The 16,257-nt window shown below is 49.0% G+C and carries 13 protein-coding genes; 7 read left to right on the plus strand and 6 right to left on the minus strand.

Annotated elements, in window-relative coordinates; genetic code table 11:
- Nucleotides 1-258: 258 nt before the first annotated feature.
- Nucleotides 259-663 (plus strand): SMR family transporter, encoded by a 405-nt coding sequence (locus ACYJZR_RS00270; protein ID WP_005455212.1) that lies wholly within the window; start codon nucleotides 259-261, stop codon nucleotides 661-663.
- On the plus strand, nucleotides 660-989 hold the full coding sequence (locus tag ACYJZR_RS00275) for an SMR family transporter (RefSeq protein ID WP_406966243.1): 330 nt from the start codon (nucleotides 660-662) through the stop codon (nucleotides 987-989). Before ACYJZR_RS00270 ends, ACYJZR_RS00275 begins: the two co-directional genes overlap by 4 nt.
- Before the next feature lie 74 nt (nucleotides 990-1,063).
- On the opposite strand, the gene edd is transcribed toward ACYJZR_RS00275, so the two are convergent.
- Nucleotides 1,064-2,860, minus strand: coding sequence for a phosphogluconate dehydratase (edd, locus tag ACYJZR_RS00280; protein WP_406966244.1), 1,797 nt, complete (start codon nucleotides 2,858-2,860; stop codon nucleotides 1,064-1,066).
- Nucleotides 2,860-3,384 (minus strand): gluconokinase, encoded by a 525-nt coding sequence (locus ACYJZR_RS00285; protein ID WP_005467756.1) that lies wholly within the window; start codon nucleotides 3,382-3,384, stop codon nucleotides 2,860-2,862. Before ACYJZR_RS00285 ends, edd begins: the two co-directional genes overlap by 1 nt.
- A gap of 153 nt (nucleotides 3,385-3,537) precedes the next feature.
- On the opposite strand from ACYJZR_RS00285, the gene ACYJZR_RS00290 reads away from it, so the two are divergent.
- Nucleotides 3,538-4,914: a GntP family permease gene (locus tag ACYJZR_RS00290; RefSeq protein ID WP_024700133.1), complete on the plus strand. Its 1,377-nt coding sequence runs from the start codon at nucleotides 3,538-3,540 to the stop codon at nucleotides 4,912-4,914.
- 9 nt (nucleotides 4,915-4,923) lie between these two features.
- Nucleotides 4,924-5,535, plus strand: coding sequence for a bifunctional 4-hydroxy-2-oxoglutarate aldolase/2-dehydro-3-deoxy-phosphogluconate aldolase (locus ACYJZR_RS00295; RefSeq protein WP_005394384.1), 612 nt, complete (start codon nucleotides 4,924-4,926; stop codon nucleotides 5,533-5,535).
- 105 nt (nucleotides 5,536-5,640) lie between these two features.
- Here ACYJZR_RS00295 and xapA read toward each other — a convergent pair whose 3' ends face one another.
- Entirely contained in the window at nucleotides 5,641-6,465 is an 825-nt protein-coding gene (xapA, locus tag ACYJZR_RS00300; RefSeq protein WP_015296049.1) for a xanthosine phosphorylase, read from the minus strand.
- A 121-nt stretch (nucleotides 6,466-6,586) separates the two neighbouring features.
- Between xapA and ACYJZR_RS00305 the strand changes: the two genes are divergently transcribed.
- Entirely contained in the window at nucleotides 6,587-7,492 is a 906-nt protein-coding gene (locus ACYJZR_RS00305; RefSeq protein ID WP_406966245.1) for a LysR family transcriptional regulator, read from the plus strand.
- Nucleotides 7,493-7,573: 81 nt separating this feature from the next.
- Here the strand turns inward: ACYJZR_RS00305 and gorA are convergent, their stop codons facing one another.
- Nucleotides 7,574-8,929, minus strand: a complete 1,356-nt coding sequence (gene gorA / locus ACYJZR_RS00310) for a glutathione-disulfide reductase (RefSeq protein ID WP_005496640.1) — start codon at nucleotides 8,927-8,929, stop codon at nucleotides 7,574-7,576.
- A gap of 259 nt (nucleotides 8,930-9,188) precedes the next feature.
- The gene (locus ACYJZR_RS00315; protein WP_193233851.1) at nucleotides 9,189-10,028 is read right to left on the minus strand and encodes a 23S rRNA (adenine(2030)-N(6))-methyltransferase RlmJ; all 840 of its coding nucleotides are present in this window, start codon (nucleotides 10,026-10,028) and stop codon (nucleotides 9,189-9,191) included.
- Between the two features lie 399 nt (nucleotides 10,029-10,427).
- Between ACYJZR_RS00315 and prlC the strand changes: the two genes are divergently transcribed.
- Nucleotides 10,428-12,470: an oligopeptidase A gene (gene prlC / locus ACYJZR_RS00320; protein ID WP_065771161.1), complete on the plus strand. Its 2,043-nt coding sequence runs from the start codon at nucleotides 10,428-10,430 to the stop codon at nucleotides 12,468-12,470.
- Nucleotides 12,471-12,536: 66 nt separating this feature from the next.
- On the opposite strand, the gene asnC is transcribed toward prlC, so the two are convergent.
- Entirely contained in the window at nucleotides 12,537-13,001 is a 465-nt protein-coding gene (gene asnC / locus ACYJZR_RS00325) for a transcriptional regulator AsnC (protein ID WP_005465258.1), read from the minus strand.
- Between the two features lie 113 nt (nucleotides 13,002-13,114).
- Between asnC and ACYJZR_RS00330 the strand changes: the two genes are divergently transcribed.
- Nucleotides 13,115-16,255 (plus strand): EAL domain-containing protein, encoded by a 3,141-nt coding sequence (locus tag ACYJZR_RS00330; RefSeq protein ID WP_047123656.1) that lies wholly within the window; start codon nucleotides 13,115-13,117, stop codon nucleotides 16,253-16,255.
- The last annotated feature ends 2 nt before the right edge of the window (nucleotides 16,256-16,257 follow it).

The following is a 16,257-nucleotide window of genomic DNA, read 5'->3' on the forward strand; positions in this document are numbered from 1 at the left end:
GGCATCGGCTGAATGAGAGAGCAGATGCTTTAACCTTATCAATATTGTGTGATTACATAGACAACTTACTTCTTAAGATATTCAAAAATGAATATCTCAATTACCTGTCTCTTTTTCCTACCCAGCGCTAACCTTATCTCAAATAGTCAGGAGAAGTGGCTCATTTTTATCTTTTTAACTTTTTGAATGTTGATACAGGCACGCGACATTCACCATTCTCCGTTATGCATTTTTTTAATTTCTGATGGAGGATTAATCATGCTAGTTGCACGTCTATTTTTATTGCTCGCCATCGTTGCCGAAGTGGCTGGCACCAGCACAATGTCTCTTATCGGACAAGGGCACGGGTGGTGGGGCTACATCGTAATGTATGTGCTGATCGCAATCTCTTACTACTTTCTCGCGTTTGCCGCGAAGAAAATATCGATCGGTGTGGCATACGCTGTCTGGGAAGGGTTGGGTATCTCGTTGATCACCGTGGTGTCGATCATCGCCTTTGATGCCAACTTAAACCATCAAGAGCTGTTTGGTTTGATGTTAGCCGTTGTCGGCATTGTGTGTGTGACTTTAGGGGAATCACACGATCAACCTAACGCCGAGAAAAACGCCGATAAACCGGCAAAAGAACGTTCATTTTCTGCTAGTACAAGGTGCGAATCATGAGTCAATTTTTTACGATGTCATTTGGATTTGTCGTGATGGCTGCCTTGGTCGATATCATGGCCAATATGGCGCTGACACGCTCAAAAGGCTTTAAATACAAAGGCTGGGGCATTGCGGCGATTGTGTTGGTACTAACAGCATTCACGCTGTTGGCACAAGCGGTTAAAGAGATCGACTTAGCCATTGCTTATGCTTCTTGGGGCGCGATCGGTATCTTGGGTACCGCAGTGGGTGGAGCCTTGCTGTTTAAGCAGAAACTTAAGCCAATCGGCTGGTTTGGTATCTTTGTGGTGATTTCTGCGGTCGTGGTGATGAAAACCGCTTAATCAAGCCAAACAAAAACAACGAAGACAAATACAAAGAGCGGAGTATCAAACTCCGCTCTTTTTGTTTTTCTGGCTTAAACAATGAAGCTTGCGCCTTCTTCTGCACTAGAGACGTTTTGGCGGATCACGCTAAACAAGCCTCGTCCCCAGGTTTGTTGGGTAGATTCGGTGTCGAAATGAATCAACTCGCGACCAGTGGTATCGCTTAAGTTGTTCAGTTCACCCGTTTGGCAATCCAGACGAATCAAATCGCCGTTGCGCACCAAACCAATCGCGCCGCCACGAATGGCTTCTGGAGAAACATGAATCGCAGACGGAATTTTACCTGACGCGCCAGATAAACGACCGTCAGTAACCAGCGCCACTTTAAAGCCTGCTTTTTGCACGTTACCTAAAATTGGCATCAGCTTGTGCAGTTCAGGCATGCCGTTTGCCGCTGGGCCGTTGTGTGTGACTACAACGATGCAATTTTTGTTCAGCTCACCACGTTTGTACGCGGCTTCCACTTCGTGTTGGCATTGGAATACGATCGCAGGTGCAACAATCACGCGTTGCTCTTCTTTCACCGCAGACACTTTCACCACGGCTTTGCCCAAGTTGCCAGTCAATACGCGAGTGCCGCCAGTATTTTGGAAAGTGGCGTCCGGTTTGGCGATCACGTCACCGTCTTGGCTGCCTTGGCACGGTGTCCAAGTCAGTTGGCCATCGACAAGGCTCGGCAGCGTCATTTGGTCTTCAAATTCACCAAACACGGGTTTCACATCGCGATGCAAAAGTTCGGATTCGTTCAAGCGGTGCAATAACGCTGGCACGCCACCCGCGTCTTGGAACGCGTTCATATCGGCTGGGCCGTTCGGGTAAACGCGAGCTAACAAAGGAACCACATCCGACAGATCGCTGATGTCTTGCCATGTGAGCAAGATGCCAGCAGCACGCGCCACGGCGATCATATGAATGGTGTGATTGGTGCTGCCGCCAGATGCAAGTAGAGAGATGATGCCGTTGACCAAGCTCTTTTCTGTGACCACCTCGGCCAGCGGACGGAAGTGTGCAGAACCCGCCGTCATTGAGGCGATTTTCAGAGCCGCGTGATCGGTTAACGCTTTACGCAGTTGGGTATGGGGATGAATGAATGCCGAACCTGGCAGCATCAAGCCCATGGCTTCGAACACCAACTGGTTGGTGTTGGCGGTGCCGTAAAACGTGCATGTACCCGCAGAGTGGTAAGCGCGACACTCCATATCCAGCAGAGCGTCTTTGCCGACTTCTCCCGCTGCGTATTTTTGGCGCACGTCGACTTTCTCTTCGTTGCTGATGCCTGTTGCCATCAGACCCGCTGGTACAAACGCAGTCGGTAGGTGCGCGTAAGACAACGCGCCCATCAGTTGCCCCGGGGCGATTTTGTCACAGATGCCAAGCAGTAATGTGGCATCAAAGACATTGTGGCTCAAAGACAACGCCGTTGATTGCGCAATTAAGTCACGCGAAAACAGCGACATATCCATGCCGGCTTGACCTTGAGTCACCCCATCGCACATCGCTGGCACACAACCTGCGACTTGCGCTGTATGTCCGTAGTCCGCCAGCACTTGTTTGATTTGCGCTGGGTAGTCTTGGTACGGCTGGTGGGCGCTCAACATGTCGTTGTAGGCGCTGATCAGCGCGACATTGGCATGAGTAAAATCGAGAATATTTTTCTTTTCAGAAGAGCAAGAAGCGGCGACTGCATGGGCTAAGTTACCACAAGATAAACCAACACGGCCTTTGCCAGCTTCGGCTTGCACTTCGGTGCGAGCAAGAAACGCAGCGCGCGCTTCACGGCTGCGCTCGGTCAAACGTTGTGTGACCTCAAGAACAACAGAGTGAGTCATTACGCCACCTCGATCGCTTGCATTTTGATTAGCTCAGCGGCAGAGCGTTCCACCACGTCGCTGATGTCTCCGTCGATACTGACGATCAGAGTTTGAGGCTCGTTGTCTGGGCGCTCTAGCGTCTCGAATTGGCTCTTCACCATGTTTTCTTTCATGAAGTGGCCTTTGCGCATACGCATGCGATTAAGGATCAACTCCATATCGCCATCAAGGAACAGGAAGGTCACGTTGTCGTTGCCTTCGCGGATCTGATCGCGGTAAATCTTTTTCAGTGCTGAACAGACAATAATGCCGTGTTCGTTTTTGCTTTCTAGGCTGTACGCCGCATCACGAATGCGTTCTAGCCATGGCTTGCGATCATCATCGTTCAGAGGCTGGCCCGATGCCATTTTCTGAATGTTCGCTCGTGGATGAAGATCATCACCATCAATGAATTTACGCCCTAGCTTTTTCGCTAGATGCTCACCAATTGTGCTTTTACCACTAGCACAAACGCCCATAACGATGACACTACTACCAGCCATAACTTATCCTCATAACCAAATTTGCGCGTGATCTCAATTTTTGAATTCACTTTAAAATATGGGTTTATCTTATTCATGTTATCGGTAACATGTTACCGGTAACTGAAATAAATGTGAACCATAACACAAACAATAATTCTTAAAGGTGAACCAATGGAGCAATTAACCCAAGCCCCAGATCCTACGTTCCTACTGACGATTGCAGGCCTTGCCATTGCAGCGTTACTCGTTCTGATCATTAAACTGAAAGTCCATGCTTTTGCTTCCCTTACTATGGTGAGTTTAGGCACAGCAATCGCCACTGGCGTTCCTTCTGAGAAAGTCGTATCGACCATGATGGGCGGCTTCGGCGGCACACTGGCTTCCGTGGCATTGCTGGTTGGTCTTGGTGCGATGATCGGTAAAATTCTTGAAGTGACTGGCGGTGCGAAAGTGCTGGCAGACACTTTGATTGGTCGCTTTGGTAAAGAGCGCGCACCATTTGCTTTGGGCGTCGCTTCATTACTGTTTGGCTTCCCAATCTTCTTCGATGCAGGCCTTGTAGTGATGATGCCAATCATCCTAAGTGTGGCGGCTCGTTTTGGTGGCTCGCCAATTAAATACGCGTTGCCTGCAGCCGGTGCTTTTGCGGTTATGCACGCGTTTGTTCCACCACATCCAGGTCCGGTTGCAGCGGCAGAATTCCTTGGCGCAAACATCGGTCTGCTATTGGTGGTGGGTATTCTGGTTGCTATTCCAACTTGGTACCTTGGCGCTTACCTATTTGGTTTGTACGCGGGCAAAAAATTCGATATCCCACTATCTAAAGCCTTCTTTAATGGTGAAGCGATGGTGGATGAGCGCAACGCACCAAAATTTGGCACGGTTATGACCATCCTTGTGCTGCCAGTCCTGCTAATCTGTTTGGATACGGTATTGAACACACTGGCGGTTGCAGGTTTGATTGATGGCAAAACGGCACTGGTTGAGTTCCTACGTATGCTAGGTAAAACCCCAGTCGCGTTGCTGATTACTTTGATTGTCTGTCTGACTGTGTTTGCCAAAGACTACGGCATGGCAAAACTAGAAAAATTGTGTGGTGAGTCATTGGCTCCAATCTGTGGCGTTATCCTAGTAACGGGTGCTGGTGGCATGTTTGGCGGCGTACTGCGCTCAAGCGGCATCGGTGATGCACTGGCTGACGTTCTTACAGATACAGGTATGCCAGTGATCGTAGCAGCATTTGTTATCTCTACCTGTCTGCGTGTTGCTCAAGGCTCGGCAACCGTAGCGCTAACCACTACGGCGGCTCTTATCGCGCCAGTTGTGGCTGCATCAACAGGTTTGAGTGAACTAGACCTTTGCTTTATCGTAATCGCGATTGCGGGTGGTGCAACGGTACTGTCTCACTTCAATGACTCTGGTTTCTGGTTGGTCTCTCGTCTGCTTGAGATGGATGAGAAAACCACATTAAAAACTTGGACGGTAATGGAAACGTTACTTGGCGGTATCGCGTTTATTATCGTCGCAACATTAAGCTTTATTCTTTAGAGGTTCCCCATGACAACACTTGAACAACGATTAAGAGAAATCAAAATCGTCCCAGTTATCGCAATCAACGACGTAGCACACGCTCTGCCACTGGCAAAAGTGTTGGTAGAAAACGGTTTACCATGTGCGGAAGTGACATTCCGCACCGAAGCGGCGGCGGAGTCGATTCGCATCATGCGTGAAGCGTACCCAGAACTGTTGATTGGCGCGGGCACCGTTCTGACCACAGAACAAGTGGATATCGCAATCGAAGCGGGCGTGGACTTTATCGTTAGCCCAGGCTTCAACCCAACCACAGTGAAATACTGTCAGCAACGTGGCGTGACTATCGTACCGGGTGTAAACAACCCAAGCTTGGTTGAGCAAGCGATGGAAATGGGTCTGCGTACGTTGAAGTTCTTCCCTGCTGAGCCATCAGGCGGCGTAAACATGCTGAAAGCACTCACGGCGGTTTACCCAGTGGAATTCATGCCAACAGGTGGCGTAAGCCCATCCAACGTGGAAGATTACCTAGCGCTGAAATCGGTTGTAGCTTGTGGCGGTACGTGGATGGTGCCAACTGCAATGATGGACAACGGCGATTGGGAAGGCATTGCTGAATTGGTTCGCGCAGTTAAGTAAAACGCGCAAACGGCTCCGAAATACCCCCGAACGTTGGGAAACGTGATACGAAAAATGGCCATCAAGTTACTTGATGACCATTTTGCTTTTTGGAATGAAACGGCTTTAGAAGTGATGCTTCATAAAGCGCTTAATAAAGCGAATGAAATCTGCTTCGGCTAGCTTCGCGCACTTCAATGTTTGGGCGTGAGACAGTTCTACATCTCCCAAACCTTCTGCCATGTTGGTGATCGCACACACTGCCAATACGGGTAAGCCGCAATGCGCCGCAGAAATCACTTCTGGCACGACCGACATGCCTACCACATCACCACCGATGATTTGCATCATGCGGATTTCGGCTGCGGTCTCAAAGTTGGGGCCTGTGTAAGAGACAAACACACCTTCATTCAGGTGAATGCCATTGGCTTTGCCGACTTCAAACGCTTCTGCGCGCAGGTCTTTGTCGTACGCATTGGCGAGGCTGAAGAACCTCGGGCCGTACTCTTCATCATTCGGACCGATCATTGGCGATTCAGGCATGGTATTGATGTGGTCATGAAATACCACCAGAGAACCGACGTCGATGCGTTCAGGGCGAAGTGAGCCTGCCGCGTTGGTGACGAGCAGAAACTCACAGCCCAGCTTTTTAAAGGTGCGCACGGGCGTGGTCATGACCTTCATTGAGCCGTGTTCGTAGTAGTGACCGCGACCTTTCATGCACACTACGTCTACGCCGCCCATGGTACCAAGCACCAACTCACCAGAGTGGCCTTGCACGGTGCTAACCGGAAAGCCTTCGAGCTCTTCGTATGGAATGACCACTTTGTCTTGTAGTTCGTCTGCCAATACGCCTAAGCCAGAGCCTAAAATAAACGCCGCTTTAGGTTGGAAGTTTGGTTTGCGTTCGCGAATGGTTTGTAGCGCGCCGATTACTGGATCCTGATTCATGTTAGTCACCTTCTGGTTGTGTGTTGATTCCATTGTGTGACTTTCTGCGCTGGTTATCTTTGCTTTATTCGCTACTATCATCCTTAAAAAGAGGATGATGAAATTCGCTAGGACTCAATGCATGAAGTCAGAACCATTTGAGCGCGTGACGCTGAAGATGCTGCGTTACTTTTACGAGGTCGCACAAACCAAGCATTTCACTAAGGCCGCCGAGAATCTCAATATCACCAATTCGCCGTTGAGCAATCGCATCAAAGAGTTGGAAGAGGTGCTTAACGTCAAACTGTTTGAGCGTGATTCAAGAAACGTCATGCTGACGGAGGCCGGGCGATTGTTGGAGTCCAAATGCCAACTGATTTTTCAGACCTTAAATGTCTCGCTCAATCAAGTGCAGCAAGTGGGTTTGAACCAGAGAAATATCCTGCGAGTTGGTGTGGTAAGTAGCGCATTTTGGGGCGGATTTGATCGTCTGTTACAGCGCTTCCATGCTGAGCATGACACTTATCACGCCGACATTTTTGACCTCAACCCAGAGACGCAAAAGAAGCATCTGAGTGAGAAGAAAATCGACGTGGGCATTGTACGTTTTGCCGATGCACTCAACATTTATCCGTATCAGTCGGTGTCTTTGGGCAAAGATGTGTTTGTGGTGGCGGTGTCGGAGCAACATGAGTTAGCCAGCAAATCTTTGCTGCGGCTCCAAGATTTAAAGACGTGTGAGTTTGCGTTTATGAGCTTGGCGAATTCTGCCTCGGCAAACTTCATCATCAATGCCTGTCTGCAAGAAGGCTTTTCACCCCATATTGGCAAACAAGTGGTGGAGCCAAGCACCTTGATGGCGTATGTAGCAAACAGCAATACCGTGACGTTGGTGCCGTCGACGTTTTCTCAGCATCATTGGCATGGGATTCGTTTTATCAAGCTGAAAGAGTCACTGCGTGCAGACTTGTGTCTGATTCATGACGGTAAGCAGGAGAGTACTATCAAAGCCGAGTTTATTCGCACGTTATTGGAGAATGCGAGTTAAGCATGGGCTAACAAAAAAAGGTCACCCTAAGGTGACCTTTTCAAATGATTCGCTGAAATCAGCAATGCGATTAGCGCGTAATTAACGCATCGTTACGAACTCTTCAGAGCCCGTTGGGTGGATAGCCACAACCGAGTCGAAGTCTGCTTTGGTTGCGCCCATCTTCATTGCTACGCCGAAGCCTTGGATCATTTCATCTACCGTGAAACCGATGCCGTGTAGGCCAACAACCGTTTCTTCTTCGCCCGCACATACAAGCTTCATCTTACATGGTTGACGGTGCTTAGTAACGGCGGTGTACATCGCTGTAAAGCCAGATGTGTAGACTTTGATGTTGTCTTTGCCGTACTTATCTTCCGCTTCTTGCGTTGTAAGACCGATAGTGCCGATTGGTGGGTGGCTAAATACCACAGTTGGAACCAAATCGTAGTCCATCTTCGCGTTTGGTTTGTTGTTGAACAAACGCTCAGAAAGTTGACGACCCGCTTTCACTGCTACTGGTGTTAGCTCGATACCGCCTTCCATGATGTCACCCACACAGTAGATGCCTTTCACGTTGGTTTCTTGGTATTCGTCTACCTTAATGTAGCCTTTTTCGTTCGTTGCAACGCCGGTTGACGCTAGGTTGATTGCGTCTGTTGCTGGGTGACGACCGATTGCCCAAATCAGTTGGTCAACGTTTTGGCTCTCACCGTTTTCTAGGTGCAGAGTTAGGCTGCCATCGGCTTCTTTTACCACTTCTTTTGGTACAGAATGGGTATGCAGTGTTGGGCCTTCTGCTTCCATTACTTCAACCAACGTATCGATGATCATTGGATCGAAGCTACGCAGTGGTGATTCTTTACGTACGAACAGGTGCGTTTCTGTACCTAGTGCGTGCAGCACGCCAGCAATTTCAACTGCGATGTAGCCAGCGCCGACAACCGCAACGCGTTTTGGTTGCTCTGCTAGGTCGAAGAAGCCGTTTGAATCGATGCCGTATTCAGCGCCTGGAATGTTTGGAATAGTAGGACGACCACCAACCGCGATTAGGATGTGATCCGCAGTATAATGTTCACCGTTTACTTCTACGGTTTTCTCGTCAACAAACTTAGCAAAGCCTTTAATTACGTTTACTTTGTTGTTGCCAAGAACGCGATCGTAAGATTGGTGAATACGACCAATGTACGCCTGACGGCTCTCAACCAGTTTGCTCCAGTCGAAACCTTTCACGTCGACATCAAAACCGTAATCTTCTGCGTACAGGTTCATTGCTTCTGCTATTTGTGCGCCGTGCCACATCACTTTCTTCGGTACACAACCTACGTTTACACAGGTACCACCGAGATCTTGAGCTTCGATTAGCGCAACTTTCGCGCCGTACATCGCCGCACGGTTTGCAGATGCGATGCCGCCACTGCCGCCACCGATACAGATATAGTCAAAATGAGTCGCCATTACTTTCTCCAAGAGCTTATAAATTTTATCTGGTACATAGATAGATTGGGATGACCTTGCCTGAACTCAATGCCACCGTTATCCCACTATCATAAATCGAATGTAACGAATTCCTAAATGGGAAAAAGTGACATTGCTTATGACAAATAGCGATGAGAGGTACAAAAAGAAGAATAAGCGCGATCAGACGGCGGAGTTGAGAGCATAAAAAAGCGCAACGAAAATGTCGTTGCGCTGAGAGGTTTCGGTGCAGAAGTGTTTACTCTGGCACAATCCAGTCCACTTTCCAGTGGCCGGTAGCTGGTGCGATCGCGTCTTGCAGGAATGGCAGAATTTCTTTCATCTGGCTTTCCAGTTTCCACGGTGGGTTAATCACAATCATGCCGGATGCCGTCATGCCGCGCTCGTTGGTATCGGGTGCGACACCCAATTCGATTTGCAGAATCTTACGAATGCCGAGGCTCTCTAGACCTTCAATCATGTCTTCGATGTCGTGACGGTTTACCACTGGGTACCAAATCGCGTAGATGCCCGTTGCCCAACGTTTGTGGCTTTGGTAAATCGCTTGCACCACATCGCGGTACTCTTTAGCTAGCTCGTATGGCGGGTCAATCAGTACCAAGCCACGACGTTCTTGCGGTGGTAGGCTGCCTTTTAGACGTTTAAAGCCATCTTCTTTGTAGATGCTGACTTGGCGGTCGCGATGGAATTCTTGCTCCAGCAATGGGTGATCGGCTGGGTGCAGCTCTGTCAGTACCATGCGGTCTTGTGGGCGGATTTGCGCACGTGCCACACGCGGTGAGCCTGGGTAGTAGCGCAGCTTATCGCCGTTGTTGAGTGCTTTGATGGCATCGATGTAGCTTTTGATGTCTTCAGGAATATTTGGGTAATCCCAAATACGTGCGATGCCTTGTTTGTATTCGCCCGTTTTCTCAGACCATTCGTGAGTCAGATCGTAACGGCCCACACCCGAGTGGGTATCGTGATAAACGAATGGCTTATCTTTTTGTTTCAGCGCATCAAGAATGAGGCTTTGAACGATGTGTTTGACCACGTCGGCATGGTTGCCAGCGTGGAAGCTGTGGCGGTAACTTAACAAATTAAACTCTCGAAACACTCTTTGGCTGAGTGTGGTCTGTGATTTCAGATACAATAAATTTTCGGTGTGTTGAGAGCATTATACCCAACATCCTTGCAGATGCAGAATCTCCGTTTGATTTTGCGCGACTTAAAATGCACTCACTATTGAAATCTCTTTAAGTCACCCATACTTACTAAACATATTGAACCTAAGTGGGATCGCAGTGCTCCAATAGAGTGCTCTGCCACTTAGGCAGAATAAGACTCAAGGACAGAGCAAGCTCTCGTTGATCATCCGGTCATCGCAGCATAGAGAAAGGGAACGGAGCTCCCCCAATCCATGTTGTCGGCTTACTTGTGCATTGGGTCCGCCTATTTTATGGGCAGTCATAGAGCCAAAACACAAAAGGAATTATTCATGTCTAATCCACTTCTAACGTTTACGGACCTACCTCCGTTTTCGCAAATCAAACCAGAACACATTAAACCTGCTGTCGAGCAGGCGATTGCAGATTGTCGCGCCAAAGTTGAAGAGGTGCTAAAAGACAACACCAACCCAACTTGGGAAAATGTGATTGCTCCTCTAGAAGAAATTGATGACCGTCTGAGCCGCATTTGGTCGCCAGTTGGTCACATGAACTCTGTGGTGAACAGCGAAGCTCTGCGTGAAGCGTACGAAAGCTGCTTACCAATTTTGTCGGAATACGGCACTTGGGTTGGTCAGCACAAAGGCCTGTACGAAGCGTACAAAACCATCAAAGCGAGCGAAGAATTTGCAACGTTAACGCGTGCCCAGCAGAAAACCATCACCGATGCGCTACGTGACTTCGAATTGTCGGGCATCGGCTTGCCATCAGACGAGCAGCACCGTTACGGCGAGATCAGCAAACGCATGTCTGAGCTGAGCTCTAAATTCTCCAACAATGTGCTGGATGCCACCATGGGTTGGACCAAGCACATCACGGATGAGAAAGACCTCGCGGGTATGCCAGAATCGGCGTTGGCAGCAGCAAAAGCCGCTGCAGAAGCAAAAGAGCTCGATGGCTACCTGATCACGCTGGATATCCCATCTTACCTACCTGTCATGACGTACTGCGACAACCAAGAGTTGCGTAAAGAAGTGTACGAAGCGTACGTGACGCGCGCTTCTGATCGTGGTCCAAACGCAGGCAAATGGGACAACTCAGAAATCATTACTGAGCAGCTAAAACTGCGTCATGAAATCGCACGTATGCTGGGCTTCAACACCTTCAGTGAGAAGTCGTTGGCGACGAAAATGGCAGAAACTCCGGCTCAAGTGCTTGGCTTCCTAAATGACTTAGCGACACGTGCGAAACCGCAGGGTGAGCGCGAAATTGAAGAGTTGCGTCAGTTTACTAAGGGCGAATTTGGCGTTGAAGAGCTGAACGTGTGGGATATCGCTTACTACAGCGAGAAGCAAAAACAGCACTTGTTCCAAATCTCGGACGAAGAGCTGCGCCCATACTTCCCAGAGTCAAAAGTCGTGAACGGTCTGTTTGAAGTGTTAAACCGCGTGTTTGGCATGACCGTTACTGAGCGAGAAGGCGTAGACACTTGGCACGAATCTGTGCGTTTCTTCGACATCTTTGACGCTGAAGGCACACTACGTGGCAGCTTCTACCTAGATCTCTACGCTCGTGAACACAAACGTGGCGGCGCGTGGATGGATGACTGTCGTGGTCGTCGTATTACGTTATCTGGTGAACTGCAAACGCCGGTTGCGTACCTAACCTGTAACTTCAACCGTCCAGTAGGCGACAAGCCAGCACTGTTTACGCACGATGAAGTTGTGACACTTTTCCATGAATTTGGTCACGGCATCCACCACATGCTGACGCAGGTAGAAACTGGCGCGGTATCAGGCATTAATGGCGTACCTTGGGATGCGGTTGAATTGCCAAGTCAGTTCCTAGAAAACTGGTGTTGGGAAGAAGACGCGCTGGCGTTCATTTCTGGTCACTACGAAACGGGCGAGCCGCTACCAAAAGTGATGCTAGACAAAATGCTCGCGGCGAAAAACTTCCAATCTGCGATGGGTATTTTGCGTCAGCTAGAATTCGGTTTGTTCGACTTCACGCTTCACACCGAATATGACCCAGAAGTGGGTGCACGTGTGCTGGAAACCTTGGCTGAAGTGAAAGAGAAAGTGGCGGTTGTTCCAGCGGTTGAGTGGGCGCGTTTCTCACACAGCTTCGGTCACATCTTCGCTGGTGGTTACAGCGCGGGTTACTACAGCTACCTATGGGCAGAAGTGTTGTCGTCAGACGCATTCTCTCGTTTTGAAGAAGAAGGTATCTTCAACAAAGAGACGGGTCAAAGCTTCCTGAACAACATTCTAGAAATGGGTGGCAGTGAAGAGCCAATGGAGCTGTTTAAGCGCTTCCGTGGTCGTGAACCACAAATCGATGCACTGCTGCGCCATTCGGGTATTGCGGCGTAAATTGAGCAAAAAACACCAAGGCCAACCGTTCGGTTGGCCTTTTTTGTACATTTTTTATAAAAAAATTTACGGATTCACGTTGCGGTTGATCGGGTTTTGCAACGATATCAATGTCTCCGTGGACTGAACCTCATCAATGGCTTGCAGCTTATCAATCAGCACAAATTGCAGTTCTTCAATCGATTTGCACATCAATTTGACGAATATGTTATACGCGCCTGTGGTGTAGTAAGCTTCCACTACCTCATCGAGAGCATTGAGTTTTTCTAACGCGGAGTGGTAGTCACGCGCCGCGTTAAGGTTAATACCAATAAAGCAACACACATCGTAGCCGAGCTTCTTGGTATTTACGATCACCTCCGTACCCTCGATTATGTCAGCCGATTTCATTTTCTCGATACGCACATGAATGGTGGCAGGGCTGACATCGAACTGCTTAGCCATTTCGGCGTAAGGCGTTCTGGCGTCTGCCATAAGTGTTTTTAAGATTGCGCGGTCAAGGTCGTCGAGTTTCGGCAGGCTCGCATTCATACTATTATTTCCGTTGGGTATGAGAGTTACGTCTCTTTTATACTCACAGCGGACACGATTCACAAGGTTTGGCAGGGGTAACTGCGGGTTAACTCCGATGCTATGGAGAGAATGTGCAGCGTTTTCTGATTTTGGTCGCCTTATTCTGGAGTGCATGTGCCTGGAGTGAACTGACACTTGCTCAAGAGCCGAAGGTGCTTGTCGTCCATTCTTATCACCAAGGATTCTTTTGGACGGACTCCATTCAGCGCGGGATCGATCAACAACTCGATGACCGCGAGATGGACATGCGAGTTTTATACTTGGATTCCAAGCGTAACCAGAGCGAGCAGTTTTTTACCCAGCTCGAATCACTCTATCGCACCAAGTTGAGCGATGAGCGTTTTGATGCCATTTTGGTGACGGACAACAATGCATTGGAATTGATGCAACACTTGGCGCCGTTGATCAAAGACACGCCAGTGATTTTCTGTGGCATCAACAATTACCGTCCTTCCTTTCATCAATCACTTAACGCAACCGGCGTGATTGAGAACGTCGATTTAGAAGCGAACTTAGCGCTGATCGAGCGTTTGCATCCAGACAACAAGCAGATTTACATCATCAGTGATCATTCGGTGACTGGTGCGATACTTCGCGACGAGATTGACGATTTTATCCAAAAACACGACCGTTATCGCAACAAGATCACTCAACTTGTCCCTGACAATGTTGAAGCATTGAAGCAAAAAATCGCTCAACTCAATAAAGAAAATGTGGTGCTGTTTTGGACTTACTACCGCGACAAAGATGGTGTGGTCGGCAGCGAGCGTGACTGGATTCAGATCAACAAGGCCTCCAACGCGCCATTGTTTATGGTGCACGATGTAGGTTTGGGTCATGGTGCGGTGGGCGGCGTGATTCAAAGTGGTTATCGCCAAGGTGTTGAAGCGGCTAGATTACTTGAACAGGTGCTCGACCACCCACAAGAACCATTACCTCCGGTGGTGAATGGCGATTCTGAAATCAAGCTCGATTACCAAGCGGTCGTGCGCTGGGGGTTGGGCGCAGAGCAAGAATCCTCGGCGGTCTTTTTTAATAAGCCGATGGAATTTTCGGAGCGTTTCGCCAAAGAAATTCGCTTGTTTGGCAGTTTGTTCGTGTTGATGCTGGTGGCTATTTTGCTACTGAGCTACTACTTGCAACGCATTCGTCGCAGCGAGACGGCTGCTCGTGAAAGCCAGGCGATTCTAGAGTCCATTTTTGACCAAAGTATGCAGTACATGGGGATTTTGGATAAACATGGTTTGCTTAAATCTGGCAACGATCGTCTGCAATCTTTGCTCTATCATCAGGAATTACGCTTAGATAAGCCACTTTGGTTACATCAAAACTGGAGTGAGCAAGCACGCCACGCGATCGCCGATTATTTTGATGCACCGCAGCAACAAGTTTCGACATTTGAAGCCGAAATCTGGAGCAAAGAGCACGGCTCTATGGTACTCGAAATTTCCTTAAAGCCGTTCTCCCAGCAGGTAGGCAAACAAAAGCAGTATCTGTTTGAGGCGCGTGATATCACCAGCCGTAAGTTGATGGAAGATAAGCTCTATCAGCGTGAGTCGAGCTTGCGTAATTACTACGAGCAGCAGCCCGTGATGATGGTGACGCTCGACAGTCACAACCGCATCCAAGAAGTGAACCGATTCGCGCAACTGTTATTGGGCTACGAGCCGATTGAGATGCTCGGCCATCGCCTGCGAGAGTTCTATCTTGATGACAAAGCACTGTTCCCACGCCAGGTGTTGTTGCAACCGAGTCATCAAGTTCATGATGTGTGGCGACGTGAAATCGAGTATCGCCATGCTGACGGGCACAGTGTTTGGGTACGCGAAAACATTCGACCGCTCAACGATTCCGATCAGTTGCTGATTGTGGGTGAAGACATTTCAGAGACCAAACTTTTGGCTGAGAAGTTAGAGTATCAGGCGCGTTATGACTTATTGACGGGGACATACAACCGCAATCACTTTGAGTTGGAGTTGAAAACTGCGCTGCGTGAAGTGGATAGCCACCGCCGAGTGCATGCGATGTTGTACCTCGATCTCGACCAGTTGAAAGTGCTTAATGACACCGTTGGGCACGATGCGGGCGATGCCGCGATTCAATTTTGCGCCAGCATGTTGGAAGAGGTGCTGCCATACAATTCCGTGCTTGCGCGAATGGGCGGCGATGAATTCGCGGTGCTACTGAAAGATTGCGATGAGTATGGCGCAATCAATATTGCGAAGGTGATTATCTCGACATTGGGCGAGCACCTGTTTATCTGGGAAGATACACGCTTATTCATCAGTTGCTCGGTCGGCATTCGTATCATCGACCACACGGCAGAAACGCCGCAAATGGTGCACGCGCAAGCGGATTCGGCGTGCCATGCGGCGAAAGAGCAGGGGCGTAACCGTTACAATCTGTTCAGCTTAGACAATGAAGAGCTGCAGCGTCGTCAGATGGAAATGCAGAGCGTCAATTTGGTGCACGAGGCGTTATCCAATCAGCGCTTGGAGCTGTTTGCTCAGCGAGTGATGAATTTGCAGTCGCCAGAGTCGCTGATGTATTTTGAGATTTTGGTGCGTATTCGTGACGCGCAGGGTAACTACGTCTCTCCGGCTATTTTCATTCCCGCTTCCGAGCGTTATAACATTGCGCATTGGATTGATAAGCAGGTGATCAACCAAGCGCTTGAATGGTTTGAACAGAGACCAGACGTAGTGGAAAAGTTGGGGCGTTGCTCGATTAACCTTTCTGGTCAATCCATGGGGAATCAGGAATTTATCGATTTTCTCTTCGAACGATTGAAAAACTCGACCATGCCGTGCGAAAAAATCTGTTTAGAAATCACAGAGACGGCGGCCATGGGCAATTTAGATCAAGCCATCGACTTTTTCACCAGAGCCAAATCGCTCGGCTGTATGATTGCGCTGGACGATTTTGGTTCGGGCTTGTCTTCTTTTGGTTACTTGAAGAAACTTCCTGTAGATATCGTGAAAATTGATGGCCTTTTCGTGCGAGATATCGACGTGAATGAAATGGACCGAGTGATGGTTCGCTCCATTAACGATTTGGCGAAGCAGCTTGGCAAAGTTACGGTGGCGGAATTTGTCGAAAACGAACAAGTCATGCAGCACTTGATCGACCTTGGTGTGGATTACGGTCAAGGTTATGGCATTGGTCACCCGAAACCGTTGGCAGAATTGGTCGAGAATCTCTCTTCGCTTTAACC

The sequence above is a fragment of the Vibrio sp. RC2502 genome (genome assembly GCF_054850435.1).

Bases quoted from the DNA above. Each gene is read 5' to 3' on its own strand.
- ACYJZR_RS00270 (WP_005455212.1), top strand. From the start codon at position 259: ATGCTAGTTGCACGTCTATTTTTATTGCTCGCCATCGTTGCCGAAGTG.
- ACYJZR_RS00275 (WP_406966243.1), top strand. From the start codon at position 660: ATGAGTCAATTTTTTACGATGTCATTTGGATTTGTCGTGATGGCTGCC.
- edd (WP_406966244.1), bottom strand. From the start codon at position 2,860: ATGACTCACTCTGTTGTTCTTGAGGTCACACAACGTTTGACCGAGCGC.
- ACYJZR_RS00285 (WP_005467756.1), bottom strand. From the start codon at position 3,384: ATGGCTGGTAGTAGTGTCATCGTTATGGGCGTTTGTGCTAGTGGTAAA.
- ACYJZR_RS00290 (WP_024700133.1), top strand. From the start codon at position 3,538: ATGGAGCAATTAACCCAAGCCCCAGATCCTACGTTCCTACTGACGATT.
- ACYJZR_RS00295 (WP_005394384.1), top strand. From the start codon at position 4,924: ATGACAACACTTGAACAACGATTAAGAGAAATCAAAATCGTCCCAGTT.
- xapA (WP_015296049.1), bottom strand. From the start codon at position 6,465: ATGAATCAGGATCCAGTAATCGGCGCGCTACAAACCATTCGCGAACGC.
- ACYJZR_RS00305 (WP_406966245.1), top strand. From the start codon at position 6,587: ATGAAGTCAGAACCATTTGAGCGCGTGACGCTGAAGATGCTGCGTTAC.
- gorA (WP_005496640.1), bottom strand. From the start codon at position 8,929: ATGGCGACTCATTTTGACTATATCTGTATCGGTGGCGGCAGTGGCGGC.
- prlC (WP_065771161.1), top strand. From the start codon at position 10,428: ATGTCTAATCCACTTCTAACGTTTACGGACCTACCTCCGTTTTCGCAA.
- asnC (WP_005465258.1), bottom strand. From the start codon at position 13,001: ATGAATGCGAGCCTGCCGAAACTCGACGACCTTGACCGCGCAATCTTA.